Source organism: Sphingomonas citricola, assembly GCF_019429535.1.
GTDB classification, from domain to species: Bacteria; Pseudomonadota; Alphaproteobacteria; order Sphingomonadales; family Sphingomonadaceae; genus Sphingomonas; species Sphingomonas citricola.
Genome location: NZ_JAHXZM010000002.1, coordinates 709,054 through 733,386, shown reverse-complemented (window position 1 = coordinate 733,386; position 24,333 = coordinate 709,054). Strand labels below are relative to the sequence as shown.

The 24,333-nt window shown below is 67.6% G+C and carries 25 protein-coding genes and 1 tRNA gene; 14 read left to right on the top strand and 12 right to left on the bottom strand.

Annotated features, from left to right (window positions below; all coding sequences use genetic code 11):
* Positions 1-696: 696 nt before the first annotated feature.
* Positions 697-786 (bottom strand) — tRNA-Ser (locus tag KZ810_RS07520).
* Between the two features lie 170 nt (positions 787-956).
* Here KZ810_RS07520 and hspQ point away from each other — a divergent pair.
* The 13 genes from hspQ (at position 957) to lptG (ending at position 12,530) form a co-directional block, all read left to right on the top strand.
* The gene (hspQ, locus tag KZ810_RS07515) at positions 957-1,340 is read left to right on the top strand and encodes a heat shock protein HspQ (protein WP_219768336.1); all 384 of its coding nucleotides are present in this window, start codon (positions 957-959) and stop codon (positions 1,338-1,340) included.
* Positions 1,341-1,452: 112 nt separating this feature from the next.
* Entirely contained in the window at positions 1,453-1,752 is a 300-nt protein-coding gene (gene rplU, locus KZ810_RS07510) for a 50S ribosomal protein L21 (protein WP_219768415.1), read from the top strand.
* Positions 1,753-1,781: 29 nt separating this feature from the next.
* Positions 1,782-2,051, top strand: coding sequence for a 50S ribosomal protein L27 (gene rpmA / locus KZ810_RS07505; RefSeq protein WP_219768335.1), 270 nt, complete (start codon positions 1,782-1,784; stop codon positions 2,049-2,051).
* Positions 2,052-2,188: 137 nt separating this feature from the next.
* On the top strand, positions 2,189-2,761 hold the full coding sequence (locus tag KZ810_RS07495; protein WP_308461510.1) for a GNAT family N-acetyltransferase: 573 nt from the start codon (positions 2,189-2,191) through the stop codon (positions 2,759-2,761).
* A gap of 48 nt (positions 2,762-2,809) precedes the next feature.
* A complete protein-coding gene (locus KZ810_RS07490; protein WP_219768334.1) occupies positions 2,810-3,400 on the top strand; it encodes a TetR/AcrR family transcriptional regulator in 591 nt (196 codons plus the stop codon).
* A gap of 56 nt (positions 3,401-3,456) precedes the next feature.
* A complete protein-coding gene (gene obgE, locus KZ810_RS07485) occupies positions 3,457-4,503 on the top strand; it encodes a GTPase ObgE (protein ID WP_219768333.1) in 1,047 nt (348 codons plus the stop codon).
* Between the two features lie 87 nt (positions 4,504-4,590).
* Positions 4,591-5,709 carry a glutamate 5-kinase gene (gene proB / locus KZ810_RS07480; protein WP_219768332.1) on the top strand — a complete coding sequence of 373 codons (1,119 nt, stop codon included), beginning with the start codon at positions 4,591-4,593 and terminating at the stop codon, positions 5,707-5,709.
* The gene (locus KZ810_RS07475) at positions 5,706-6,599 is read left to right on the top strand and encodes an SDR family oxidoreductase (protein WP_219768331.1); all 894 of its coding nucleotides are present in this window, start codon (positions 5,706-5,708) and stop codon (positions 6,597-6,599) included. Before proB ends, KZ810_RS07475 begins: the two co-directional genes overlap by 4 nt.
* 44 nt (positions 6,600-6,643) lie before the next feature.
* Positions 6,644-6,886, top strand: a complete 243-nt coding sequence (locus tag KZ810_RS07470; protein WP_219768330.1) for an acyl carrier protein — start codon at positions 6,644-6,646, stop codon at positions 6,884-6,886.
* A gap of 2 nt (positions 6,887-6,888) precedes the next feature.
* A complete protein-coding gene (gene spt / locus KZ810_RS07465; protein ID WP_219768329.1) occupies positions 6,889-8,157 on the top strand; it encodes a serine palmitoyltransferase in 1,269 nt (422 codons plus the stop codon).
* Between the two features lie 125 nt (positions 8,158-8,282).
* Positions 8,283-10,157, top strand: coding sequence for an ATP-binding protein (locus KZ810_RS07460; protein WP_219768412.1), 1,875 nt, complete (start codon positions 8,283-8,285; stop codon positions 10,155-10,157).
* Between the two features lie 85 nt (positions 10,158-10,242).
* Complete coding sequence (lptF, locus tag KZ810_RS07455; RefSeq protein ID WP_219768328.1) at positions 10,243-11,439, top strand: LPS export ABC transporter permease LptF; 1,197 nt, start codon at positions 10,243-10,245, stop codon at positions 11,437-11,439.
* Positions 11,436-12,530: an LPS export ABC transporter permease LptG gene (gene lptG, locus KZ810_RS07450; protein WP_219768327.1), complete on the top strand. Its 1,095-nt coding sequence runs from the start codon at positions 11,436-11,438 to the stop codon at positions 12,528-12,530. The genes lptF and lptG overlap by 4 nt, the downstream gene beginning before the upstream one ends.
* Positions 12,531-12,588: 58 nt before the next feature.
* Here the strand turns inward: lptG and KZ810_RS07445 are convergent, their stop codons facing one another.
* Positions 12,589-13,668 carry a fatty acid desaturase family protein gene (locus tag KZ810_RS07445; RefSeq protein ID WP_219768326.1) on the bottom strand — a complete coding sequence of 360 codons (1,080 nt, stop codon included), beginning with the start codon at positions 13,666-13,668 and terminating at the stop codon, positions 12,589-12,591.
* Positions 13,669-13,755: 87 nt separating this feature from the next.
* Here KZ810_RS07445 and KZ810_RS07440 point away from each other — a divergent pair, with 87 nt between their 5' ends.
* Positions 13,756-14,940: an N-acetyltransferase gene (locus tag KZ810_RS07440; RefSeq protein WP_258044533.1), complete on the top strand. Its 1,185-nt coding sequence runs from the start codon at positions 13,756-13,758 to the stop codon at positions 14,938-14,940.
* A 60-nt stretch (positions 14,941-15,000) separates the two neighbouring features.
* Here the strand turns inward: KZ810_RS07440 and KZ810_RS07435 are convergent, their stop codons facing one another.
* The 10 genes from KZ810_RS07435 to KZ810_RS07390 all read right to left on the bottom strand — a co-directional run bounded on the left by KZ810_RS07435 (position 15,001) and on the right by KZ810_RS07390 (position 24,131).
* The gene (locus KZ810_RS07435) at positions 15,001-15,246 is read right to left on the bottom strand and encodes a hypothetical protein (protein ID WP_219768325.1); all 246 of its coding nucleotides are present in this window, start codon (positions 15,244-15,246) and stop codon (positions 15,001-15,003) included.
* A gap of 144 nt (positions 15,247-15,390) precedes the next feature.
* Positions 15,391-16,209, bottom strand: coding sequence for a transporter (locus tag KZ810_RS07430; RefSeq protein ID WP_219768324.1), 819 nt, complete (start codon positions 16,207-16,209; stop codon positions 15,391-15,393).
* The gene (xth, locus tag KZ810_RS07425) at positions 16,206-16,976 is read right to left on the bottom strand and encodes an exodeoxyribonuclease III (protein WP_219768323.1); all 771 of its coding nucleotides are present in this window, start codon (positions 16,974-16,976) and stop codon (positions 16,206-16,208) included. Before xth ends, KZ810_RS07430 begins: the two co-directional genes overlap by 4 nt.
* 11 nt (positions 16,977-16,987) lie before the next feature.
* Positions 16,988-17,326 carry a HesB/IscA family protein gene (locus KZ810_RS07420; protein WP_219768322.1) on the bottom strand — a complete coding sequence of 113 codons (339 nt, stop codon included), beginning with the start codon at positions 17,324-17,326 and terminating at the stop codon, positions 16,988-16,990.
* A gap of 85 nt (positions 17,327-17,411) precedes the next feature.
* Positions 17,412-18,128 (bottom strand): M23 family metallopeptidase, encoded by a 717-nt coding sequence (locus KZ810_RS07415; protein WP_219768321.1) that lies wholly within the window; start codon positions 18,126-18,128, stop codon positions 17,412-17,414.
* 125 nt (positions 18,129-18,253) lie between these two features.
* On the bottom strand, positions 18,254-19,012 hold the full coding sequence (locus KZ810_RS07410; protein WP_219768410.1) for a ferritin-like domain-containing protein: 759 nt from the start codon (positions 19,010-19,012) through the stop codon (positions 18,254-18,256).
* Between the two features lie 47 nt (positions 19,013-19,059).
* Entirely contained in the window at positions 19,060-19,506 is a 447-nt protein-coding gene (locus KZ810_RS07405; RefSeq protein ID WP_219768320.1) for a peroxiredoxin, read from the bottom strand.
* Positions 19,499-22,132, bottom strand: a complete 2,634-nt coding sequence (locus tag KZ810_RS07400; RefSeq protein WP_219768319.1) for a bifunctional [glutamine synthetase] adenylyltransferase/[glutamine synthetase]-adenylyl-L-tyrosine phosphorylase — start codon at positions 22,130-22,132, stop codon at positions 19,499-19,501. Before KZ810_RS07400 ends, KZ810_RS07405 begins: the two co-directional genes overlap by 8 nt.
* A 229-nt stretch (positions 22,133-22,361) precedes the next feature.
* On the bottom strand, positions 22,362-23,003 hold the full coding sequence (locus KZ810_RS07395; RefSeq protein WP_219768318.1) for a sigma-70 family RNA polymerase sigma factor: 642 nt from the start codon (positions 23,001-23,003) through the stop codon (positions 22,362-22,364).
* Between the two features lie 333 nt (positions 23,004-23,336).
* Entirely contained in the window at positions 23,337-24,131 is a 795-nt protein-coding gene (locus KZ810_RS07390) for a response regulator (protein WP_219768317.1), read from the bottom strand.
* Between the last annotated feature and the right edge of the window lie 202 nt (positions 24,132-24,333).

The window sequence follows — 24,333 nt, the reverse complement described above, 5'->3', positions numbered from 1 at the left end:
CCCCCAACACGCCTTGTACGTGTCAGAACCCGCAAAAGCCGCCGCCCGCATGTCCCTTCATCTAAACCAACAATGTCAAAGAGCGACAAAAACACAGCGCCTTGATCACCCCCTCACCCCCAGGCAAAAAGACAACCACCGCGCCATCGTTTCCGATCACACTCGCTAGCCGATGGAGCGTCTAGCGCCCCGCCGCTGCGGTGACACCCATCTAGGGGAGCACACACACACCGTCAAACGGTTTTTGCAGAAAAGTTGCAAAGACGAGCAAAAAACACACCAGCACCACCAGGACACGCTCACCCAGCCTCCCGTTTACCAGGAAGTAGGCCAGTCGGTGGCCTTGTTTTCCCTACCGCTCGCAGGCGAGGTCACACGTCCATATAATACGCTCGGTTCGGTGGTTGCGCTGCCGCTGACATAACCACGTCCACCGCTGCTCGGCGCGGCCTCAATCCAAAGGTAAGGCGCCCTCGCTCACCTGGATGTGTGCCACAGGCCATTGATCGAATGGAGTCGGATCGGGCCGATCCAGTTGCCGGCCGGTCATGCTAGAAAAGCTGGGCTCCACGGACATACACGAGTCCGGGGTGCTACCGGGCCCAAGAATAATGCAGGGCTACAAATAAGGCGCACGAGGCCTCGATACGCTATCTCGCCGGCGGGGCCGGCAAACGATCGAGTAAAGGCGAACCGTGGCGGAGAGGGTGGGATTCGAACCCACGGTACCCGTGAGGGCACGCCGCATTTCGAGTGCGGTACATTCGACCACTCTGCCACCTCTCCGCGAGGTCCTTCGAGCCCGGCCTGAGCGGCCGGTGAAGTGGTCGGAGCGCGGCCTCTAGCGGCGTGATCGGGGGCGCGCAAGCCTTTCGTGCGATCAATAGTGATGCGCCACGGAGCAGGCGGACCACACCGTCGTTGTGCACCTCCGCGCTGCCACTATCTATATAGGCATGAACGACACCGCGTCCGCGCTTACCGGCTTCACCTCCAACCGACCCGTCGCCCCTCCCATCTCTCACGCACGCTTTTCGATCGGCGATGTCGTTCGGCACCGTATGCTCGACTTCCGCGGGGTCGTGTTCGACGTTGACCCGGTCTTTGCGAACACCGACGAATGGTATGAGGCGATCCCCGAAAGCTTTCGGCCGCGCAAGGATCAGCCGTTCTATCACCTCCTCGCGGAGAATGCTGAATCAAGCTACGTCGCTTACGTCAGTCAGCAGAACCTGGTCCATGACGAGACCGATGAACCAGTCGAGCATCCCGCGATCGACGGCCTATTCGACCGGTTGGCCGATGGCCGCTATGGTCTGAAGTCCAAGCACCGTCACTAGACTGCGTGGAGCAGTGGGGCGGTTGACAGGCCGCCCCACGTTTATTAGCAGCGCGCTTTCTTCCGCGGGGTCTGCCCCGGCGGGCATAGACATTTGGGAAGTGAAAAGAGCCATGTTCGCTATCGTGCGCACGGGCGGCAAGCAGTACCGCGTTGCCGCTGGAGACAAGATCGTCGTCGACAAGATCGACGGTGATGCCGGGGCGTCGGTGACGCTGGGCGACGTGCTGCTTGCGGGCGAAGGTTCCGATCTGAAGCCGACCAACGGTCTGTCGGTCGCAGCAGAAATCATCGCGCAGGCGAAGGGCGAGAAGGTCATCGTCTTCAAGAAGCGCCGCCGTCACAACTATCGCCGCCGCAACGGCCACCGTCAGCAGCACACGATCCTCAAGATCGTGTCGATCGGCGCGTAACGGACAGCGGCTCCCAGGAGGTATTCGATATGGCACACAAGAAAGCAGGCGGTTCGTCGCGCAACGGTCGTGACTCGGCCGGCCGTCGTCTCGGCGTCAAGAAGTTCGGCGGTCAAGAAGCGATCGCGGGCAATATCCTCGTACGTCAGCGCGGGACGAAGTTCTATCCGGGCCGCAACGTCGGCATCGGCAAGGACCATACGTTGTTCGCGCTCGTCGATGGTCGCGTGGTGTTCCACGACGGCAAGCTCGGCCGCAAATTCTGCTCGGTCGACATTATGCCGATGGCGGCTGAATAACATCGGGTAACCATCCGGGTTGCCCACCAGGGCGACCCGAGTGCCACGACGGCATCGAACCAACAAAGGGAGGCGGGTTACCCCGGCTCCCTTTTTTCGTGTCTCCCTCCATCCTGTCGCAGGCGCGTCATGCAGGCGTGCTTGGGGCCTTGGTCGAGGAGAGCGAGACCGTGTTCGCGCTGACGAAGAGATTGACGCTACGGCCCGGCTGGCCGGAAGACGCCCCTGCCCTGTCCGCCGCGATCGGGCACGAGGCGGTGGTCCGCAACCTGTCGCGTGCGCCGTGGCCATACGCACTGGGTGATGCGGAGGCGTTCCTGTCGCTACCCCGCGCGCCGCACCAGCCGCGTTTCCAGATCATGACCCGCGACGAGAATCGCCTGGTCGGCGGGATCGAGCTGATCTCGCTGGACACGCGCGTCCACGAGCTCGGCTACTGGCTGACCCCTGATATCTGGGGGCGTGGTTTCGCGACCGAGGCGGGCCGGGTCGTGATCGAGATGGCGCGCGATGCACTACGAAGCGAGCGGCTGATCGGGCGGCACATGGACGACAATCCCGCGTCCGGCCGGGTGTTGCGCAAGCTCGGCTTCATCGAAACCGGACGGAGCCGGCTATTCTCGCTCGCGCGCGGGTCTGAGGTCGAGTGCGTCGATCTGGCGCTCGATCTCGCGGAGCCGTGCTCGGCGCCGCTCCCCATCGCGGCCTGAAGCGGCGGAACCATTGCCTTGGTCAGCGTTATGGCGGATCACGCAGCGATGAGCGTCACGCCCCTTCGCCGCCGCCTGAGCCCGGAAGAGTCGCGTGAAGCCGCACTGGAGGCCGCGCGCGCTCTGCTGGTCGAGGTTGGTCCGCAGGCCGTAACGCTGAAGGCGGTGGCCGGGCGAATTGGTCGCACGCACGCGAACCTGCTGCACCATTTCGGGTCGGCCGACGGACTCCAGAAAGCGCTGATCGAGAGCATGGCGAGCCGCATCGTCGGGACGATCAAGTCGGCGGTGTGGCGCGCGCGCGAGCGTGAGGACCCCGCCGAAGTGGTCGACCTGACGTTCGACGCCTTCGGCCGGAACGGTGCCGGCGCGCTCGCCAGCTGGATGATCCTGTCGGGAAACGAGGACGCGCTCGACCCGATCCTGACCGCGATCCACGATCTGGTCGAGGAATTGGCGCAGGAGAACGATCCCGGCGCGCTGATCCACGAGGAGACGCTGCAACTGGTGCTGATGGCGCTGGGCGACGCGTTGCTGGGCGCACCGATGGCGCGCGCACTCGGGCTTCCGCGCGACAAGGCGCGCGAGCTCGCGCGCGCGATGCTGCTCGCCGATCGCGGCAAGCTCCCGCCCGCGTGACGCGCGCGACTCGCACCGGGTCGCTTTAACGATGCGGACGCGCTAGGCAGCGGCCCATGCATTTTCTTGATCAAGCAAAGATCTTCGTTCGGTCGGGCGCGGGTGGCCCCGGCGCGGTCAGTTTCCGGCGCGAGAAGTTCATCGAATATGGCGGCCCGGACGGCGGCAACGGCGGCAAGGGTGGCGACATCGTGTTCGAGGCGGTCGCCGGGCTCAATACGCTGATCGATTTCCGCTATACGCAGCATTTCCGCGCGCCGCGCGGGCACGGCGGGTCGGGCAGCAACCGTACCGGCGGTGGCGGTGACGACCTCGTCATCAAGGTACCTGTCGGAACCCAAATCCTCGCCGACGACGATGAGCGCACCTTGCTCGCGGACCTGACCAGGGTGGGCGAACGCATCGTGTTCCTCCGCGGAGGCGACGGCGGGCGTGGCAATGCGAGCTACAAGACATCGACCAACCGTGCCCCCCGCCAGCACGGCACCGGCTGGCCAAGCGAGGAGGCGTGGGTGTGGCTGCGGCTCAAGCTGCTCGCCGACGCGGGGCTCGTCGGTCTGCCCAACGCGGGCAAGTCGACCTTTATCAATCAGGTCACCAACGCGCAGGCGAAGGTCGGTGAATACGCCTTCACCACGACACGCCCGCAACTGGGCGTCGTGCGCCACAAGAGCCGCGAGTTCGTGCTGGCAGACATCCCCGGCTTGATCGAGGGTGCTGCCGAGGGGGCGGGAATTGGGGATCGCTTCCTTGGACATATCGAGCGGTGCCGGGTGCTGCTGCATCTGGTCGATGCAAACGACGCGGATGTCGGCGAGAGTTACCGGATCGTGCGCGAGGAATTGTCCGCCTACGGCGGCGGGCTCGACGAGAAGCCGGTGGTGGTCGCGCTCAACAAGATCGATACGCTGGACGACGAATTGATCGCGGCGCTCTCCGCCGAACTGGAGGATGCGAGCGGCGCCGAGGTGATCCCGATTTCGGGCGTCAGCGGCACGGGGGTCGACTGGGTGCTGGACCGGTTGCTCGAGGCGATCCCGTCGAGCGACGCCCCCGTCGACGACGACGGCGAGGAGGACGCGGTCGAATGGTCGCCGCTCTGACCCTTCGCACGATCAGCCTCAAGTCGGGATCGCGGGCGTAACGCGCGTGCTTGCCTGCGCGTGCCCGTTCGCTAACGATCATCGGCCATGACGCTGTTTCCCCCTTCCGATTGCGCGCGGCTGATCGTCAAGATCGGCTCGGCGTTGATCGTGTCGCCGGACGGCAGCGTCCGGCGCGACTGGCTGGCTGGAATCGCGCGCGACATCGCGGCGCGGCGCGCGGCGGGCCAGCAGATCGTGGTGGTTTCCTCGGGCGCGATCGCGTTGGGCGCGCGGCGGCTGGGGTTGGCCAAGGGCGGACGCGCCAGCCTGGAGGACGCGCAGGCCGCCGCCGCCACCGGGCAGATCGCGCTCGCTGGCATCTGGTCCGACCTGCTGGGCGCCGAGGGACTGACCGCCGCGCAGATGCTGGTGACGATCGGTGATCTGGAGGAACGGCGCCGCTATCTGAACGCCGCGGCGACACTCGACCGGCTGCTGACGCTCGGGGTGGTGCCGATCATCAACGAGAACGATTCGGTCGCGACCGAGGAGATCCGCTTCGGTGACAACGACCGGCTCGCGGCGCGCGTCGCACAGGCGGCGAGCGCCGGCGCCGTGATATTACTGTCCGACGTCGACGGGCTCTACGATCGCAACCCCACGCTGCCCGGCGCGTCCCACATCGCGTCGGTGACGCGAATCGATTCGGCGGTCGAGGCGATGGCCGATGCGGGATCGTCGTCGGGCATGGGGTCGGGCGGAATGGTCAGCAAGATCGCCGCCGCGCGGCTGGCGAATGCCGCGGGCGTATCGCTCGCGATCGCGAGCGGACGCATCGCGCATCCGCTTTCCACGCCCGCGCGCCACACGGTCTTCGTGGCTCCCGCGGGCGCGCCTGCGCGCAAGGCATGGCTCGCCGGGGGACTGACCGCGGCGGGGGCAATCCACGTCGACGCGGGCGCGGCGCAGGCGCTGGCGGAAGGAGCCAGCCTGCTCGCCGCCGGGGCGACGCGAATCGAGGGACGATTCGCGCGCGGCGACCTGATCACGATCAACGGTGACCAGGGACCGATCGCGCGCGGCTTGAGCGAATATGACGCGGTCGATGCCGCGCGCCTGATCGGGCGCCGCAGCGACGAGCACGCGGCGCTGCTAGGCTACGCGCCGCGCGCCGCGCTCGTCCACCGCAACCACATGGCCTATCTCGGAGACGTCGCGCGATGATTCTCGCCATCACCGGTGCGACGGGATTCGTCGGCAGCCACCTCGTGGACCGCGCGCTCGATGCGGGACACGAGGTTCGCGCGCTGACCCGTCGCGAACAGCCGCCGCGCGACGGCGTGACCTGGGTTCCCGGAAACCTGGCGGGCCCCGGTGCGCTGGTCGAAGGCGCGGACGCGGTGATCCACGTCGCGGGCATCGTCAACGCCGCCGACCGCGCCGGTTTCGTCAGCGGCAACATCGACGGCACGCGCAGCATGATCGCCGCCGCAGGCGCCGCCGGCGTCGAGCGGTTCATCCACATATCCTCACTCGCCGCGCGCGAGCCGCATCTGTCGGATTACGGATGGTCGAAATCGCAGGCCGATCGACTGGTGCAGTTGAGCGGGCTCGACTGGACGATCGTGCGTCCGCCCGCGATCTTCGGGCCCCGCGATCACGAGATGCTGGAGCTGTTCCGCTTCGCGCGCCGCGGCCTCGTCCCCCTGCCCCCGCGCGGCAACCGGATGTCGGTGATCGCCGTGGAGGATCTGGCGCGTCTGCTGCTGACGCTCGCGACGGGTGACGGGGCACGCCACATGATGCTCGAGCCCGATGACGGACGCCCCGGCGGCTGGGATCACCGCGACTTCGCGCGCGCGCTGGGGCGTGCGGTCGGTCGGCGCGCGTGGCCGGTATCGCTGCCGGGCGCCGTGCTGTCGGGCGCCGCGCGAATCGATCGGATGGTGCGCGGCGCCCGCGCGAAGCTGACCCCCGACCGGGTCAATTATTTCCGGCATCCCGACTGGGTCGCGCACGCGCTACCCTCGCCCGCGCTGTGGCGTGCCGAGCATGACACCGCGGCCGCGCTGGCGGCGACGGCCGAGTGGTATCGCGCCCACGACTTGCTATAGCCCCGCCGCAACCCGGCCTTAATCATCACGCATCGAAAGCCACCATGAGCGACCGCGACCAGATTTTCGACACCGTCCAGGCCCAGATCGAACCCTTCAACAAGAAGGGCGTCGCGATCAGCGACGCGACGACGTTCCAGGGCGATCTTGAATGGGACTCGTTGACCGTGATGGATTTTGTCGCGGCGATCGAGGACGAGTTCGACATCATCATCACGATGAACATGCAGGCCGAGATCGAGAACGTCGGGCAGCTGGTCGACGCCGTGGCGCGGTTGAAGGCCTGACCATGACCGAGACCGGTTTCCAGCCCGAGGCCCTGCCCGCCGACCCCGCGCCGGTCGCGCCCGAGCGCGACCTGTTCTCCAAATTCGACGCGCTGATCGCGGAACGCCAGGCGCTGCTCGACACCGGCGTGCGCGATCCCTTCGGGATCGTGATGGAGGAGGTACGCTCCCCGACCGAAGCGGTGATCAAGGGGCGCGAGACGATCCTGCTCGGCACCTACAATTACATGGGCATGACCTTCGACGCCGACGTGATCGCCGCGGGCAAGCAGGCGCTCGACCGATTCGGCAGCGGGACCAACGGCAGCCGGATGCTGAACGGCACGTTCCGCGACCACGTCGACGCCGAGGACGCGCTGCGCGAATTCTACGACGCCGATCACGCGATGGTGTTCTCGACCGGCTATCAGGCGAACCTCGGCACGATCTCGACGATCGCGGCGAAGGGCGAGTATGTCATCCTCGACGCCGACAGCCACGCGTCGATCTACGACGGCTGCAAGATGGGCGACGCCGAAATCGTCCGGTTCCGTCACAACTCGGTCGAGGATCTCGACAAAAGGCTCGGCCGACTGCCCAAGGAGCCGGGCAAGCTGGTCGTCCTCGAAGGCGTCTATTCGATGCTGGGCGACATCGCGCCGCTGAAGGAAATGGTCGCGGTCGCGAAGAAGCACGGCGCGATGGTGCTCGTGGACGAAGCGCATTCGATGGGCTTCTTCGGGACGCACGGCCGCGGGGTGTACGAGGATCAGGGACTGATCCTGGGCGAAGACGTCGATTTCGTCATCGGCACCTTTTCCAAGTCGGTCGGGACCGTCGGCGGTTTCTGCGTCTCCAATCACCCGAAGTTCGAGGCGATGCGGCTCGCGTGTCGGCCGTATATCTTCACCGCGAGCCTGCCGCCCTCGGTGGTCGCGACCGCGGCGACTTCGATCCGCAAGCTGATGCACGCCGAGGCGAAGCGCGCGCAATTGTGGCGCAATGCGCGCCGCCTGCACGCCAATTTGCGCGAACTCGGCTTCACGCTGGGCACGCAGGCGGCCGATTCGGCGATCATCGCGGTCATGCTGGAGGATCAGGAGCGCGCGGTCGGGATGTGGCAGTCGCTGCTCGACCAGGGTCTGTACGTGAACGTCGCGCGTCCCCCGGCGACGCCGTCGGGCACGTTCCTGCTGCGCTGCTCGCTGTCGGCCGAGCATAGCGACGCGCAGATCGACCGGATCACCGCGATGTTCGCCGACGCGGGCCGCGCGACCGGCGAGATCGGCTGAGCACGCCGCCCGGCTGACTTTGCACGCGGCGGGGTGCTGCGGTACACGTGGCCGTCGTGAGCGGGTTGGAGACGGATGCACCGCCCGGGCTGGTGTCAGCCTGGCGCACGGTTGCCTTGATCGTGATGGCGATCGCGGGCGTGGCCGTGCTCACCGCGCTCGTCATCACGCTGGGCGAGGCGAATCGGCAGCGCGATCGCGCACTCGCCGCGCAGAGCCACAGCTACGACGTCATGAATCTCGCCCGCGCGTTGCAGGGCACGATGGCGAAATCGGAGGCATCGCTCGGCCGCTACGTCATCTCGGGTGACCAGCGGCTCGGACAATCCTATTTCGACGACTGGCGCCGGGCGGGCGAGAACGTGGCGCAGCTGCGCCGCCTGATCGCTGACAATGCGGGGCAGCAACAGCGGCTGACGACCCTGCAGGAGGCGTTCCACGCGCGCGGCGAGGAATTGGCCGCGACCGCGCTCGCGACCAATTACGGCAAGAACAGCCAGGCCCTGTCGCGTTATTACCAAGTCCGCACGTCCCCCGCGCTGACCGCGATCAACGCGGCGCTCGACGGCCTGATCGCGGACGAGCGCGCCTTGCTGGAACAGCGGACCTCGCAGGCGATGGCGCTGGTGCATCGATCGACCGCGGCGGCGAAGATACTGTCGATCTTCGGGGTCCTGCTGCTCCTCGGCATGATCGCGCTCGCGTGGCTGACGATGCGCGTGCTGGCAGAACGCGCGGTCGCGCAGGCCGAGGCCGCGTCCGAACGCGAGCGCGCCGACGACCTGGCGAGCGCCGTGGCGGTCGCGACCGACGAGCTCCGCGTTCAGGAAGCGCGCCTGCGCCAGGTCCAGAAGATGGAAGCCGTCGGGCAGTTGACCGGGGGAATCGCGCACGACTTCAACAACATGCTCGCGGTCGTGATCGGCGGGCTCGAACTCGCGCGCCGCGGCCTCGCGTCGGGGAGCCGCGATGTCCTGCGCCACGTCGAGAGCGCCACCGAGGGCGCGACGCGCGCGGCGGCGCTCACCCGGCGCCTGCTCGCGTTCGCGCGCGAGACCGCGATCAACCCCGAGCGCATCGACGCGGCGAGCCTGTTCGCCGGGTTGAAAGATCTGCTCGACCGAACGCTCGGCGACGGCGTGACGGTGATGGTCGACGACCGGAGCGACGGCTGGTGTGTGCGCGTCGACCGCGTCCAGCTAGAGAACACCCTGGTCAATCTCGCGGTCAACGCGCGCGACGCGATGGAGGGGCGCGGCACGCTGACGATCACCGCGTTGGCGCAGCGGCTAGAGCAACCGAGCGTCCACGGGTGCGCGGCGGGCGAGTATCTGGCGCTGGCAGTGAGCGACACCGGGCACGGCATGTCGGCGGAGGTGCTGGAACGCGCGTTCGAGCCGTTCTTCACCACCAAACCCGTCGGCAAGGGCACCGGACTGGGGCTCAGCCAGATCTTCTCCTTTGCCAAGCAGGTCGACGGCGACGTGTCGATCGCGTCGACACTTGGGCACGGCACCACGGTCACGCTGCTGCTACCGCGCGAGGCGGAGGGCTGTTCCGCTCTCCCCGCGGCGGCGGCTGCGCAGGGTGAGGTCGTGTCGGACGACGATATCGCAGCCAGCCTCGACATCCTGGTGGTCGAGGACGACCCGCGCGTGCTCGCGGCCACCGTCGGGGCACTGGAGGAACTGGGCCACCGGGTGACCGCGTGCGACGATCCGACCAGCATCGGTGGCGTATTGGCTGAGATGCCCGCCCCCGATCTGATCCTGTCCGACGTGCTGATGCCCGGGCTGACCGGGCCCGAGATGGTCGCGGGGCTCGACGCGCGCTATCGCGGTATCCCGGTGCTGTTCGTCACCGGGTTCGCAGGCGACGCGGCAGCGGTCGATCTCGGCAACCGGCCCGTGCTCCGCAAGCCGTTCACGCTCGCCGCGCTGGAGCAGGCGGTCGCCACCGCCGCACGGCGCGAGCGCATCCACGCCATCGCGGCGGAATGACGCCGCGAGAACAGGTGACGCGTGCCGCGGTCGTGCCTATAGCCGAAGCCTTTCCGTCGTTCTTGCGAGGCCGCGTCGCGCGCACATGAAATCGATCGACCGCTACATGGCCCGGCTGATCGCGCTGCCATTATTCTCCACCCTGTTCATTGCCGCGATGCTGCTGATCCTCGATCGCATCCGCCGCTTGTTCGACTTCGTGGCGACCCAGGGCGGCCCGGTGAGCGTGGTGTGGAAGATGCTCGCCAATCTCCTCCCCGAATATCTCGGGCTCGGCATCCCGATCGGGCTGATGCTGGGCGTCCTGCTCGCCTTTCGCCGTCTCGCGACGTCGAGCGAGCTCGACGTGATGCGCGGCGTTGGAATGAGCTACGCCCGCCTGCTGCGCGTGCCGTACATGTACGCGATCGTGCTGGCGGCGGCGAACATCGCGATCGTCGGCTACGTCCAGCCGATCGCGCGCTATAATTACGAGAAACTGCGGTTCGAGCTGCGCACCGGCGCACTCGGCGCCTCGGTCAAGGTGGGGGAGTTCACGCATCTGGGCGACCGCATGACGATGCGGATCGAGGGCAGCCGCGACAAGGGACGTAAGCTGTCGGGCATTTTCGTCCATGCGCAGACGCCCAGGGGCGACTGGGTCGGGGTGACCGCCGAAGGGGGGCAGTTCCTCGCGACCGACGATCCCAACGTCATCATCTTCCGCCTGACGAACGGCACGCTGATCCACAACCGCGCCGACTTCCCGACGCCGCGCACCCTATCCTTCTCGTCGCACGACCTGCCGATCGACCTGCCGAAGTTCGAGAGTTTCCGCAGTCGCGGCGGCAAGAACCTGGAATATACGCTGCCGCAGCTCGCCAAACTGGGGCACGCGGGCGGTACCGAGGAACAGCGCGACAGCAGCCGGTCCGAGTTCCACTTCCGGCTGGCGGAGGTCGTCTCGATGTTCCTGCTGCCGCTGCTCGCGGTCGCGCTCGGCGTGCCGCCCAAGCGATCGAGCTCGGCGTTGGGCGTGTTCCTGTCGATCGTGATGGTCGTGACCTATCACAAGGTGAACCAATATGCCGCGAGCGTCGGCGAGCGCGGCGCGATCGACCCGCTGATCGCCTTGTGGGTGCCGTTCCTGGTGTTCGCGGGGCTGGTGCTGTGGATGTTCTACACCGTCGCCTATGTGCCGGGTGGCCAGCCGATCGGCGCGCTGGAGCGCTTCTTCTCGAAGACATGGAAATTGATCGTGCGTTATCTGCCGGGCCGCAATCGTCGTGGAGCGGCGGCATGAAGGGTTTCTTCCCCTCGCGCACGGTCGCGCTCTACATGGCGCGGCTGTTCCTGACGCGCACCTTCGGCATCCTCGCCGGGCTGGTGCTGGTGCTCCAGGCGCTCGACCTGCTGAGCGAATCGGGCAAGATTTTGTCGGTCGCGGGCAACGGCGATGCCGAGGTATGGCGCTACGTCGGGCTGCGGCTGCCGCAGATCATCTCGACCTTCCTCCCCTTCTCGGTGCTGCTCGGCACGATCCTGACGCTGATCACGATGAACGCGAACAGCGAGGTGATCGCGCTGAAGGCCGCGGGGCTGTCGGCGCACCAGTTGCTCGCACCACTGGTCCTCGCCAGTCTAGGGGTCGCCGCGGTCACCTTCGTCTTCACCGACCGCGTCGTCAGCCGATCGACCGCGACCCTGTCGCAGTGGCAGAAGGTCAATTACGGCCCGCTGCCGATCGATCGCGGCGAACGATCGAACGTCTGGGTGCTGTCGGGGCAGGATCTGATCCAGGTCGACCAGATCAAGGGCCGCGGCGACCAGGCGCGATTGGGCGGGGTGACGGTCTACCTACGCTCGCCGACCGGTGGCCTGCGCGGTCTGCTCAACGCGCCGAACGGCCGCCGCGACGGCGACGGCTGGCGCATCTGGCCGACCAAGCGCTTCGATGTCGCGAGCGGGCGGGTCCAGATGGTCGGTCAACAGATCATCGGTCGCGGCGTGCGGACCGACCAGTTCACGCTCGCGACCGTCGACGCCGACAGCCTGTCGTTCGGCGCGCTGCGCAGCGCGATCAACGATCTCGAAGAGGCCGGACGTCCGGTGAAGGCGCTGGAGGGGTCGCTGTGGCACAAGCTGTCCGCGCCGCTTTCGTCGGTGCTGATGCCGTTGCTGGGCGCGGTCGCCGCGTTCGGCATCGCGCGGTCGGGGCAGTTGTTCGTCCGCGCAGTGATCGGGATGGCGCTGGGCTTCGCCTATTTCGTCGCGGACAATTTCGCGCTCGCGATGGGCAATCTGGGGGCCTACCCGCCCTTCCTCGCCGCCTGGGCGCCGTTCCTGCTGTTCCTCCTGATCGGCGAGGCAGTGCTGCTACGCACCGAGGAATGAAAAAAGGGGTGGCGCCTCCCGCGAGACACCACCCCCCCTAATTCGTTCGATGACCGGTTCAGCGCGGGCGGATCGTCGCCACCGCGAGCTTCCCGACCAGCCCCGGCAGTCCCTTGTAGCTCGCCTTGTGATAGGGCGACGCGGGATCGAGCACCGAGGACAGGCGGCGGTGCGCCTCGCCGAGCGAATGGTAGGGCAGACCCGGCAGCAGGTGGTGGAGCGCGTGGTAGCGCAGCCCGACCGGCGCCCACAGCACCGGCAGCAGCGCGGGCGGGGGCACGTTGACGGTATCGAGATACTGCGCGGTGACGCTCATCGCCTCACCCTCATTCTCCCACAGGTGCGCGACGAGCGTGCGGACCTGGTTGATCAGCGCGACACCCGCGCCCACCACCATGAAGATCGCGAACGCCTTGAACGGGATCACGCCCGTCGCGGTCAGCACGATCAGCGCGATCGCCCACATTGCGGTCGCCGTCTCGAGCCGGACCCAGCGCGCGCGCTCCTCACCCTCGGGCATGCGGCGGCGGAACGAGGGGTTGATCGACAGCGCCGAATAACGCGACACCACCGCCGCGCGCAGCCGCGGCGACACGGCCGACAGCGGCGCGAGGATCGCGTAGCGGATCAGCAGGCCGACCGGCGCGAGCAGCGACACGATCACGAACACCGGCAGCGTCCACGGCTTCATCAGCGCGAGCGGCAGGTACTCGGGATCCTCCGACGTGCCGTAGCGCGTCTTGGCGTGGTGCAGATTGTGCACGCCCTCGTACATGAACGACGGGATCATCATCGGCACGCCGATCAGCACGTTCCAGCCGGTGCGGAAACCGCGCAGATGCGCGTGCTTCACGTGCGTCAGTTCGTGGATCATGCTCATGCCGCGATAGAGCGCGAGCATCGACACCAGTCCTGCGACGATCATCACCGCGGTCGAGGCGGTGACGACGGCGATCGCGAGCGCGGCATAGCCGACCACGGACGACGCGATCAGGTCGGCCCAGTAGATGCCCGCGCGCGGCTGCACGAGGTCGCGCGTCAGCTCGGCTGCGGTGCGAAGCATCGCCTTGTCGTCGGGGATGCGCGCGCGGATGCTCGCGGCCTCGGCGGGCGCACGGTCGAGGGTCATGCTGGTCATGGCGTGGTCCATTGCCCGAATATAGTGGCGACACGGTGACGCGAACAGGCGCGCGCCGCCGCGGCGCTGTGCAAATGCTCACTCGCCATGATCGATTGCGCCGTCTATTTCCCGATCATGTCCGACACCCTCCGCATCTCACCGGTCACCAGCAAGCGCGATCGCAAGGTCTTCGTCGACCTGCCGTTCCACCTGTACCGCGGCGATCCGAACTGGGTGCCGCCGCTGAAGGGCGAGGCGCTGGGGCTGATCACGCCGGAGAAGAACGGCTGGTACAGCCATGCCGAGGTGCAGCTCTTCCTCGCCTATCGCGGCGCGAAGGTCGTCGGGCGGATCTCCGCGCACATCGACACGCTGGCGCTGACCATGCCCGCGGCGCAGGGCTTCGGCCCCGGCGTCGGGCAATGGGGGCTGATGGAGGCGGAGGACGAGAAGGTTTTCACGCACCTGCTCGCCGCGGCCGAGGATTGGCTGCGCGGCAAAGGGATGACGCGCGCGCTCGGCCCGATCTCGCAATCGATCTGGGAGGAGCCGGGGCTGCTGATCCAGGGGTACGACCACCCCCCGACGATCATGATGGGCCATGCGAAGCCCGAATATCGCGGCTGGATCGAGCGCGCGGGCTATCAGCCGGTCAAGCAGCTCATCACCTACGATCTCGACATCACGCAGGAGTTCCCGAAACTCGTCAAGCGGATCATCAAGTCAGGCGAGGCGAACCCGAGCATCGTCATCCGCGAGGTCGACAAGCGCCGCTTCGAGGAAGAGGCCGCGATCATCCTCGACATCCTGAACGATGCCTGGTCGGACAATTGGGGCTTCGTCCCCCTCACCCCGCCCGAGATCAAGGATGTCGGCGTCAAGCTGAAGCCGATCGTGTTCAACGACCTGATCCGCATTGCCGAGGTCGACGGCAAGCCGGTCGCGTTCATGATCACGCTCCCCGATCTCAACGAGGCGATCAAGCCGTTGAACGGATCGCTGCTGCCGTTCGGTTGGGCGAAGCTGCTGCTGTGGCTGCGCAAACCCAGGGTGCGTACGATGCGCGTGCCGTTGATGGGGGTACGCAAGGAGTTGCAGTCGTCGCGCCTCGCCAGCCAACTCGCCTTCATGATGATCGAGGCGATCCGCAAGGCATCGGTCGATCATTACGGCGCGAGCCGCGGCGAGATCGGCTGGGTGCTCGACGACAATCAGGGCATGAACTCGATCGCCACCGCGATCGAGAGCAAGGTCAACAAGGTCTATCAGGTTTACGAACGCACGCTGTGACCGCCGGACAGGCGGGGGCGTTGCCGGCTAAACGCCCCCGTCAGACCATCGCGGTGGGGATCAACGCTTCAGCAGCGCCAGCACGTCGACGTCGCGCTCCTTCCACTGCGCCGCGGTGTGACACTCGCGGCGCGAGATGCGCGAACCGGTTACGTCGCTCTCCAGGCAATAACGCGGCCCCGCCGCCGGCGTCTGCGCAGGGGCGGTCAGTTCGGTCGCGGGTGGCGGCGGTGCCTTGGGTTCGGCAGAAGCGGCGGTGCCGACGGCGGCGGTGGCCAACACGGCGAGGATGAAGGTCGATGTCACGGTAGCTCTCCCAACGGCATCATGCCGTTGCGGACAGCACTGCATCCGCCGTGCCAGATGCCGCGCCTCGACCAATCAATCACTTAGCTGGTGTAGCATCTGAATAATACACCAGTGTTTGGCAGGACGCGCCGTGACTTGGCGTCAGAAGACGAACGCGCCCCCGAGCGCCAGACGCAGGTCCGGCGTGTTGTGGTTGAGCCCGGCGACGGCGAGCACGTCGAGCTGCGTCCGCTTGGTCGGCTGCCACGCGAGCGAGCCGGCGAGCTGCGTCATCGTGACGTGCTGCGCGGAATCGTTATCGCGCTCGACCACGACATCGCCGAACGCCGTGACGCTGGGTGAAATCGTGTAGCCAACCTCGACGATCCCGCTCGCGTCGAGATGCCGGCCGTGGCGATCCTCGTCCGCCAGCGCGGCGGCCTGCGCGGTGAAGCCCAGGCTCCACGTGTCATTGACCTCGTAGACGACGGGGACGACCGCGCCGGCCGACCACGTCCCGTCGCTGATCTGGCCGCGTCCCGTCGGCAGCGTGACGAACGGTTGCACCGCGGTCGACAGGCCGTGCCCGTCGGCGTGGGTGATGTTCTGCCGCACCGCGAGCGTCAGGTCGCTAATGCCCGAGATGCGCGATACCTCGCCACTCGTCTTGTTACGCGTGCGCTGCACGACCTGCGGGCTCCAGCCGAGCTGGAATTCGGTTTTCGGGCCGACCCCGATCCGGGCGATCGTGTCGACGAAGCGGATCGTGTCGACGCGCTCGTCGGTGTTGTTGTCGAGCGTCCAGTCGCTGCCCGCGACCTCGACCTGCACTTGCCCCGGCAACGTCGTGCAACCACTCGAGCCGAGGCTCGGGCGATTGGGACAGAAGCGATCGTCGTCGCGCTGCTGCGCCGAGGCGGGATGTGCGAGGGCCGCCCCGGCGACGCAGGCGGTGAACAGCAGCGTGCGCACAAGCCTCACGACAGCCGTACCCATGTGGGGGCGTGGTCGCTCGCCTTCTCGCGACCACGATACGCCTTGTCGACGTTCGCATCCTGCAGGCGATCGGCGACCGCCGGGCTCAGCAGCAAATGGTCGATGCGGAAGCCCGCGTCGCGTTGCCACGCGCCCGCCTGATAATCCCAGAACGTCCACACGCCCCCGCGCGGATGGCGGCTGCGCAGCGCGTCGCTCCAGCCCTGCGCGACGAGCGCGCGGTAACCCTGCCGGCTCTCGGGCTGCATCAGCGCGTCGCTCGCCATTGCCACGACGGAGAACGTGTCGTCGTCGTTCGGGATCACGTTGTAGTCGCCCGCGAGGACGGCGGGCACCTCGGCGTCGAGTAGCACCTGCGCGCGCGCGCGCAGCCGGTCGATCCAGCGCAGCTTGTAATCGAATTTCGGCCCGGGCTGCGGATTGCCGTTGGGAAGGTAGATCGAGGCGACGACGAGCCCGTCGACCTCGCATTCGAGGTAGCGACTGTGGTCGTCCTCGGGCTCGCCTTCCAGCCCGCGCTGGCGCTCGACCGGGTCCTGCCCGCGCGCGAGCACGGCGACGCCGTTGAACCCCTTCTGCCCGTGCCATACCGCGCCGTAGCCGGCGTCGCGGATCGCGGCCTCCGGAAACGTCTCATCGGACGACTTGAGTTCCTGCAGGCATACCACGTCGGGCTGCTGCTCGGCGAGATATTCGATCAGCCGCTCGAGCCGCGCCTTGATCCCGTTGACGTTGTAGGTGACGATTTTCACGTCACGCAGCCTTACACCGCGAAGCTGGTCCCGCAACCACAGCCTGAGGCGGCGTTCGGATTGCTCACCTGAAACGACGCGCCGCCGAGCGACTCGACGTAATCGACCGCGCAGCCGCGGACGAGGTCGAGGCTGACGTCGTCGACGACCAGTTGCACGCCGTCGGTTTCCGCCACCGCGTCGGTCGGATCGGCGGCATCCGCGAAGCCGAACTTGTACTGGAACCCCGAGCAGCCCCCACCCTCGACCGAGAGGCGCAGGACTGCAGGCCGGCCTTGTTTGGCGGCGATGGAGGACACGCGCGCGGCGGCGGCGGGGGTCAGCGCGATGTCGGGTGCGAGCGTAGCCATGCGCATCATGTAAGCGGGGCCGGCTGCACCCGCAACCGACCCCGCCAAAGCCCCCGAACCGGGGCGACATCGAGAATGTAGCGGCTCAATCCTGCGGCACGGGACCGCTGGTCGATACCGGGATCATGCCGACCGCACGGTCCTGCGCGGCGAGCAGATAGTCGGCGGTGATCAGGAAGGGCACCGGATTGACCGCGTGGCCGTCGATGCGGACCTCGTAGTGGAGGTGCGAACCCGTCGAGCGGCCGGTCGACCCCATCATCGCGATCAACTGCCCACGCTTCACGCGCGCATTGTCGGCGACGATGATGCGCGACAGGTGGCCGTAGCGCGTCGCGATCCCCTTGCCGTGGTTGATCTCGACCAGGTTGCCGTAGCCGCCCTGACGCCCGGCGTGGCTGACGATGCCGTCGGCGGTCGCGTAGATCGGGGTGCCGATCGGGCCCGGGATATCGACGCCCGCGTGCATCGCGGCGGTGCCGCGGAACGGATCGGAGCGGATGCCGAAGTTGCTCGTGAACTTCAGGTTCGACACCGGCTGGACCGAGGGGATCGCGATCGCGCCGGTATTGCCGCCGTCGAGCTTCTTCCAGCTCATGAACAGCGAACGGAATTGCGCGTCGGCGGCGATGTCGCCCCGTGCCTCGGGGCTGGCGGCGCTGATCAGCGGGCCGCCGGCGGGAACGTGGTGCGTGGTGGTAACCTGAGCGGCGGCGGGCGCCTCGGCGGCGGCGCCCCCTGCGAACATCGATCCGGCAGCGGCGATTACCGCCGTGGCGGACGTCAAAGCGAGCTTAATCATCAAACCCCATCGTCGATCGATCAGCCGCGCGCCTACCCGTCAGGGTCGGCGCCCGCCCGCATGAATGAACCTGGATCGGTAGGGACCCCCCGCCCGTCCTGATGGCGGCTTTGTGGCGCAATGTGTCATTCCGAGGCAAGCCCGCCCCAATATTCGCGCGTCAAACCGGCCAAGGTGCGCGCCGAGTCGTTGAACGGGGGCCGAACGAGCCCGCGAAAATGCCGCTCGATCAACGCGCGCCAGTGTGTCGGAGGGTTCAGGCGCTGTTCGGCGCACGCCCATTCGAACCAGGTCGTCCCGAATCCGACGTGGCGGATCTCGTCGTTGAAGATGCGCTGGAGGATGCGCGCGCCCGCCTCGTCGCCGCTCTGGCGAAAGCGGGTGATCGTCGTCGGCGTGACGTCGAGCCCGCGCGCCTCCAGCACCATCGGCACGACCGCGAGCCGCGCGAGCACGTCGTCGGCGGTGCGCGCCGCCGTTTCCCACAGACCGGCATGCGCGGGGAGCGCACCGTAAGCGGAGCCGAGCGCTCGCAAGCGTCGGTCGAGCAGCGCGAAGTGCATCGCCTCGTCCGCGCCGACCGATATCCAGTCATCGACGAACGCGCGCGGGAAACGTCCGCCGAACCGCCCCGCCATGTCGAATGCGAGATCGACCGCGACGAATTCGATATGCGCGAGCGCGTGGAGCAGCGCGACGCGCCCGCGCTCAGAGCCGGCCTTGCCGCGCTTTGGCATCTTGCCCGGGGGCAGCAATTCGGGGCGCGGCGGCCACGTCGGTTTCGCGGGCATGGCGACATCGAAATCATGGGTCAGCGCGCCCTTGCGCCACGCGCGGGCGACCCGGCGCGCCGCCTTGAGCTTGGCGACCGGCGCGGGTGTCATCAGCACCTCGCGGCACGCCGCCGCGATCGAGGTCGGGGACGATCCGGTCAAAGCGCGCGCGCCGCCTCCAGCACCGCGGCCGCGTGGTCGGGAACCTTCACCTTGCGCCACGCGCGGGCGAGATGGCCGTCGCGGTCGAACAGGAACGTCGCGCGCTCGATCCCCATGTAGGTGCGACCATACATCTGCCGCTCGCCCCAGACGCCGAACGCCTCGGTGACCGAGCCGTCGAGGTCGCTGGCGAGCGGCACGCGCAACGCGTGCTTCGTGGTGAACTTGTTGTGCTTCGCAATCGTATCGCGCGAGATGCCGACGACGTGAACGCCCGCGCCGGCGAATTCGTCCGCCAAAGCGGAGAAGTCCTGCGCCTCGCGCGTGCAGCCCGGCGTATCGTCCTTGGGATAGAAGTAGACGACGAGCGGGCGCGGCAGATCGGCGAGCCGCAGCGGGGCGCCATCGGCATCGGTCGCGGTTACGTCGGGCAATTCATCCATCAACCAGCTCCTGCCAGAATGTCGCGACCTCCTCGCGTACCGCATCGAAGCTGGCAAGCACGGCGTCCCAGTCGCGCAGGCGCAGCGCCTGCGCGATCAGCGCACGCGTCGCGTCGGCGGGTGGTTCGGCGGCATCGGGTGCGACCAGCCGCGCGGTGACGAGCAACCGCGTGAGCAGATCGTGCGCGTCGCGCAGCGCCCCCGGCACGCGACCATCGGCGGCGAGCCCGTCGATCGCGACGGCGAGATCGGGGCTGAAGCCCGAGCGTGTCTGAAGTTGCACGATGTGGGTGATGAACTCCAAGTCGACCAGTCCACCGGGCATCAGCTTGGCATCGATCGGCCCCTGCGCCGGTTTGTGCGCGGCCATCTCCGAGCGCATCGCGCGCGCGTCGCCCACGACGTCGCGGGCCGGACGATCGCCCGCCAGGACGCCGGCGATCACCTGATCAAGTGCGGCGCGCGCCTCGGCCGAGCCGTACACCGCGCGCGCGCGGGTGAGCGCCATATGCTCCCACGTCCACGCCGATTCGCGCTGATATCGCGCGAACGATTCGATCGTCACCGCGAGTGGGCCGTGCGACCCCGACGGGCGCAGCCGCGTGTCGACCTTGTACAGCGGCCCCGCCGCGGTCGGCACTGACAAGGCCGCCGCGACGCGCTGCGCGAGGCGATTGTAGTAGAGCGTCGCGCCGAGCGGCTTGGCCCCATCCGATTCGGCCATGAAGTCCCCGGTAAAAAGGAAGATCAGGTCGAGGTCGGACGCGTGCGTCAGCGCCCCGCCGCCGAACCGCCCGAGCGCCAGGATCAGCAGTTCGCTGCCAGACACGTGGCCGTGCACGCGCGCGAATTCGGCGACGGTGGCATCGGCGAGGACGCACAAGGCAGCCTCCGCGACGTGCGAATAGTCGCGCGCGACGTGCAGCGGGTCCGCCGCGGCGGTGACGAGCTGGACGCCGAGCGCGAAGCGTCGCTCGCCCACGACGCGGCGGACGTGATCGAGCAGCGTCTGGTAATCCGCCCCCGCCTCGACGCGGCGCATCGCGCGCGCCATGTCCGCGACCGAGCCGACCTGGTCCAGCGCGCTCGCGTCGAGCAGGCCGTCGAGCAGGTCGGTGCGCCGCGCCAGTTCCTCCGCCAGCGTCGGCGCGTGGCTGAGCACGCGCGCGACGAGTGCGGTGAGCGCGGGCTGCGCCTCCAGCAGGCGAAAGAAGTTGATCGCGCTCGGCAGTCGCTCGATCACGCGGTCCAGCCGCTCGACCGCGGCGGCGGGCACCGGCGCGGCGGCGAAGGCGGTGACGAGATCCGGCAGCACCGCTTCCAGCGCGGATTGCGCCGCCGGGCTGCGCAGCGCGGGGTATCGACGCCCGCGCCAGTCGTTGATCCGCTGCGCGACCGCGTCCGCGTCGGCGAAACCGGTCTCACGCAATCGATCGGCGAGTGCGACGGGGTCGTGCGGCAGGTCGCCCCGTGCCGCGGGCGCGAGCCGATCGAACGTCTCGGCCACGCGCGCGACGTGCGGGCGCAGAAGGTCGAGCAGCGCGGTACCATCGGCAACCCCGTGCAGCCGCGCGACCGCGTCGAGCGCGTCGCCCGTCGGCAGATGGTGCGTCTGGCGATCATCGATCATCTGCACGCGGTGCTCGATCGTGCGCAGCAGCGTGTAGGCCTCCGCCAGCGCGGTTGCATCCGCGGGCGGGATGCGACCGGCGGCCGCCAGCGCGGCGAGCGCGTCACGCGTCGCGGGCGCCCGCAGCGCGGCATCACGACCGCCGTGAATCAGCTGATGGATCTGCGCGAAGAACTCGATCTCGCGTATACCCCCGCGCCCGCGTTTCAGATCGAAGCCTGCGCCGAATGCCTGTCCCTGCGCGTGATGGTCGCGGATACGGCGCGTGATGTCGAGGATCTCGCCGACCGCGCCGAAATCAAGGCTGCGGCGCCAGATGAACGGGCGGATCGTGTCGAGGAAGCGCTGACCGAGCGCGACATCCCCCGCCGCGGCGCGCGCCCGGATGAACGCGGCGCGCTCCCACGGCAGCGCCTGCGATTCGTAATAAGCGATCGCGGCGTCGACGGGCACCGCGAGCGGCGTGATCTCGGGCGACGGGCGCAGTCGCAGGTCGACGCGCAACACGTAGCCGTCGGCGTCGCGCGTCTGCAGCAGATCCAACACCCGTCGCGCGATCCGAACCGCGGCATCACCGGGCTCCTCGCGCGGCCGGCACGGCAGCGTCGCGGGATCGTAGAGAAGGATCGGATCGATATCCGACGAATAGTTGAGCTCGAAACTCCCCTGCTTGCCGAGCGCCAACGCGGCGAACCCCGTCGCGGCCGCGCCCGGCGTGCGCTCGGCGATGGCGGTGCGGATCGCGGTGTCGAGGCTCGCGTCGGCGAAGCGAGTGAGCCGATCGGTGACCTCCGTCAGATCGAACGCACCCGACAGATCGCCCAGCGCGATCTCGCGCGCGACGCGGCGCCGCTCGATGCGCAGCCGCCGCGCGACCGGGAGGGTTTCCGCATCGGCGAGCATTGCGGCGTCGCTCGCTTCGCGCGCGATCAGTCCGGCGAGGAACGGTGCGTTGGCGAGCGCGCGGTTGCGGGTATCCTGGTCGGAAACGGTCATCCCGCCATCATAGCGGATGATCCGGCCGATGGACGGTCGTTTATCAGGCGCTGGCTATGGAGCGGTCACGAGGCAAGATCATCAACCATCGCTACGTGAGATGCATCCCGCTACAAAAGCCACGTGACGTTATGCGTCGAACCATTCGCCAGATCGGCTTCATCGTACGTTGAAAATTCTTTCGACGATCGTTCGGCGATGGCCAAATACCGCCGACGCTTCACCAAATTCAACGTTCGCGGGCGAGTTCATCCACTTCACCCATGATCGAATCGAGCGTCGAGCGACCGTTGTCGATCTCGTGATCGCGGCGCGACTTGAGCGCGCCGTCGCTGAGCAGCGCCTCGAGTGCGACACGCCCGCGCGCGACGCGGCTCTTGATCGTGCCGACCGCGACGTTGCAGATTTCGGCTGCTTCCTCGTACGCGAAACCGCCGGCACCGACGAGGATCAACGCCTCGCGCTGCGGCTGCGGCAGATGCATCAACGCGCGCTGCATGTCGGCGAGTTCGACGTGCTTGTCCTGGCTGGCGGGAGCCGCGAGGACGCGGTCGGCGACGAGATCGTCCCACTCGCCCTTGAACCGCGCGCGGCGCATCTGCGAGAGAAACAGGTTGCGCAGGATGATAAAGGTCCAGGCACGCATGTTGGTGCCGGCCTGGAAGCGCTTGCGCGCCGCCCACGCCTTCAACAGCGTCTCCTGCACCAAATCGTCGGCGAGATCGCGGTTGCCCGAGAGCGAGCGGCCGAAGGCACGGAGATGCGGAATGACCTGCGCGAGCTGAGTTTTGAATTCGGGATCGGTGAGCGACACGTGCTCGACCGGCGCCTCGCCGTTCGCGCCGTGCGCACTCGCTGGGGATTGGGTCATGCCGCTCCGTTGCATAGGCTTCGCCCCGCCACCGGGCACGTTTGCCTCATCAAGATAGTTACCGTCGACCGGCTTTGCCACCCCCACCAACATCAGCCGTGTCCGATCAGAACAGCAGCAATGCGGCGAAAATGACGATGACGAGGATCAGCGAGGCGCCGAGGACGTAGCGCCCCACCCCGGGGGTCGATCCGGCACGCGCCTGATCGGTTTCGACATGCACGCGTTGGTTATCATTCGCCATGGTCGTTCAACCCGCCTGAACCGTTTTGGGTCCGTATCGAACGAACGAACCATGTCGATGTTGCGTCATTACCTGCGTGCACGGCCCGTTCAGGCCGGCACGGTGCTCTGATCGAAGAACAGCGCCTGGCTGATCGCGGCCTTCACGGTCGAGCGCTGGAACGGCTTGGTGATCAGGAACGTCGGCTCGGGCCGCTCGCCCGTCAGCAGACGCTCGGGGAAGGCGGTGATGAAGATCACCGGCACGTTGAACTCGGCGAGAATGTCCTTAACCGCGTCGATCCCCGAGCTGTCGTCGGCGAGCTGGATGTCGGCGAGGACCAGACCGGGGCGATCCTCCATCGCGAGCGCGACCGCTTCGTCGCGGGTCACGGCGACGCCGGTCAGCTCGTGACCAAGGTCGCGCACGATGCTCTCGATATCCATCGCGATGATCGGCTCATCCTCGATGATCATCACGCGCGCGCGCGTCTGCTTCTCGATCTCGCCGAGCGCCTCGTTGACCAGTTCCTCGACGCGCTGCGTATCGGCGTCGATCAGATAGGCGGCATCCTCGGGCGTGAAGCCCTCCATCGCGGTCAGCAGCAGCGCCTGGCGCGACAGCGGGCTCATCCGCGCGAGACGGGCACGTGCGATCGCTTCCGAATCGTCGACGCTGCCCGCGTCGGGCTGATCCTCAATATGCGCTGAATTCCAGATCGCCTGAAACGTCCGGTACAGGCCCAGCCGCGGATCGACGTCGCGCGGGAATTCCTCAGGTGCCGCGACGATCGCCTCCAGTGTGGCGCGAACATAGCGGTCGCCCTGCATCTGGCTGCCGGTGAGCGCGCGGCCGTAGCGGCGCAGGAACGGCAGATGCGGAGCGAGTTGTTGACCCAACGACATTGGTAGAAAGCCCTCCCTTGAGCAGGCAGCCGGATCGGCGCTTGCCCGTTTCAATCACGCGACTTAATCGCCCGAGACACTGGCCCCCCGGAGCGTGATTTTCGTCACTCGAAGCGGGAACCATCGAGATGCTGTTTGGTTTCATCGCTCCAGCGCGGGAACACACGCGTACAAAGGGTCAGAGTTATTTCTTTCGTCCAGC

Excerpts from the sequence above, each read along its gene's own strand:
- hspQ (WP_219768336.1), top strand. The coding sequence starts at position 957 with ATGAACGACACCGCGTCCGCGCTTACCGGCTTCACCTCCAACCGACCC.
- rplU (WP_219768415.1), top strand. The coding sequence starts at position 1,453 with ATGTTCGCTATCGTGCGCACGGGCGGCAAGCAGTACCGCGTTGCCGCT.
- rpmA (WP_219768335.1), top strand. The coding sequence starts at position 1,782 with ATGGCACACAAGAAAGCAGGCGGTTCGTCGCGCAACGGTCGTGACTCG.
- KZ810_RS07490 (WP_219768334.1), top strand. The coding sequence starts at position 2,810 with ATGAGCGTCACGCCCCTTCGCCGCCGCCTGAGCCCGGAAGAGTCGCGT.
- obgE (WP_219768333.1), top strand. The coding sequence starts at position 3,457 with ATGCATTTTCTTGATCAAGCAAAGATCTTCGTTCGGTCGGGCGCGGGT.
- proB (WP_219768332.1), top strand. The coding sequence starts at position 4,591 with ATGACGCTGTTTCCCCCTTCCGATTGCGCGCGGCTGATCGTCAAGATC.
- KZ810_RS07475 (WP_219768331.1), top strand. The coding sequence starts at position 5,706 with ATGATTCTCGCCATCACCGGTGCGACGGGATTCGTCGGCAGCCACCTC.
- KZ810_RS07470 (WP_219768330.1), top strand. The coding sequence starts at position 6,644 with ATGAGCGACCGCGACCAGATTTTCGACACCGTCCAGGCCCAGATCGAA.
- spt (WP_219768329.1), top strand. The coding sequence starts at position 6,889 with ATGACCGAGACCGGTTTCCAGCCCGAGGCCCTGCCCGCCGACCCCGCG.
- KZ810_RS07460 (WP_219768412.1), top strand. The coding sequence starts at position 8,283 with ATGGCGATCGCGGGCGTGGCCGTGCTCACCGCGCTCGTCATCACGCTG.
- lptF (WP_219768328.1), top strand. The coding sequence starts at position 10,243 with ATGAAATCGATCGACCGCTACATGGCCCGGCTGATCGCGCTGCCATTA.
- lptG (WP_219768327.1), top strand. The coding sequence starts at position 11,436 with ATGAAGGGTTTCTTCCCCTCGCGCACGGTCGCGCTCTACATGGCGCGG.
- KZ810_RS07445 (WP_219768326.1), bottom strand. The coding sequence starts at position 13,668 with ATGACCAGCATGACCCTCGACCGTGCGCCCGCCGAGGCCGCGAGCATC.
- KZ810_RS07440 (WP_258044533.1), top strand. The coding sequence starts at position 13,756 with ATGATCGATTGCGCCGTCTATTTCCCGATCATGTCCGACACCCTCCGC.
- KZ810_RS07420 (WP_219768322.1), bottom strand. The coding sequence starts at position 17,326 with ATGGCTACGCTCGCACCCGACATCGCGCTGACCCCCGCCGCCGCCGCG.
- KZ810_RS07415 (WP_219768321.1), bottom strand. The coding sequence starts at position 18,128 with ATGATTAAGCTCGCTTTGACGTCCGCCACGGCGGTAATCGCCGCTGCC.
- KZ810_RS07410 (WP_219768410.1), bottom strand. The coding sequence starts at position 19,012 with ATGACACCCGCGCCGGTCGCCAAGCTCAAGGCGGCGCGCCGGGTCGCC.
- KZ810_RS07405 (WP_219768320.1), bottom strand. The coding sequence starts at position 19,506 with ATGGATGAATTGCCCGACGTAACCGCGACCGATGCCGATGGCGCCCCG.
- KZ810_RS07400 (WP_219768319.1), bottom strand. The coding sequence starts at position 22,132 with ATGACCGTTTCCGACCAGGATACCCGCAACCGCGCGCTCGCCAACGCA.
- KZ810_RS07395 (WP_219768318.1), bottom strand. The coding sequence starts at position 23,003 with ATGACCCAATCCCCAGCGAGTGCGCACGGCGCGAACGGCGAGGCGCCG.
- KZ810_RS07390 (WP_219768317.1), bottom strand. The coding sequence starts at position 24,131 with ATGTCGTTGGGTCAACAACTCGCTCCGCATCTGCCGTTCCTGCGCCGC.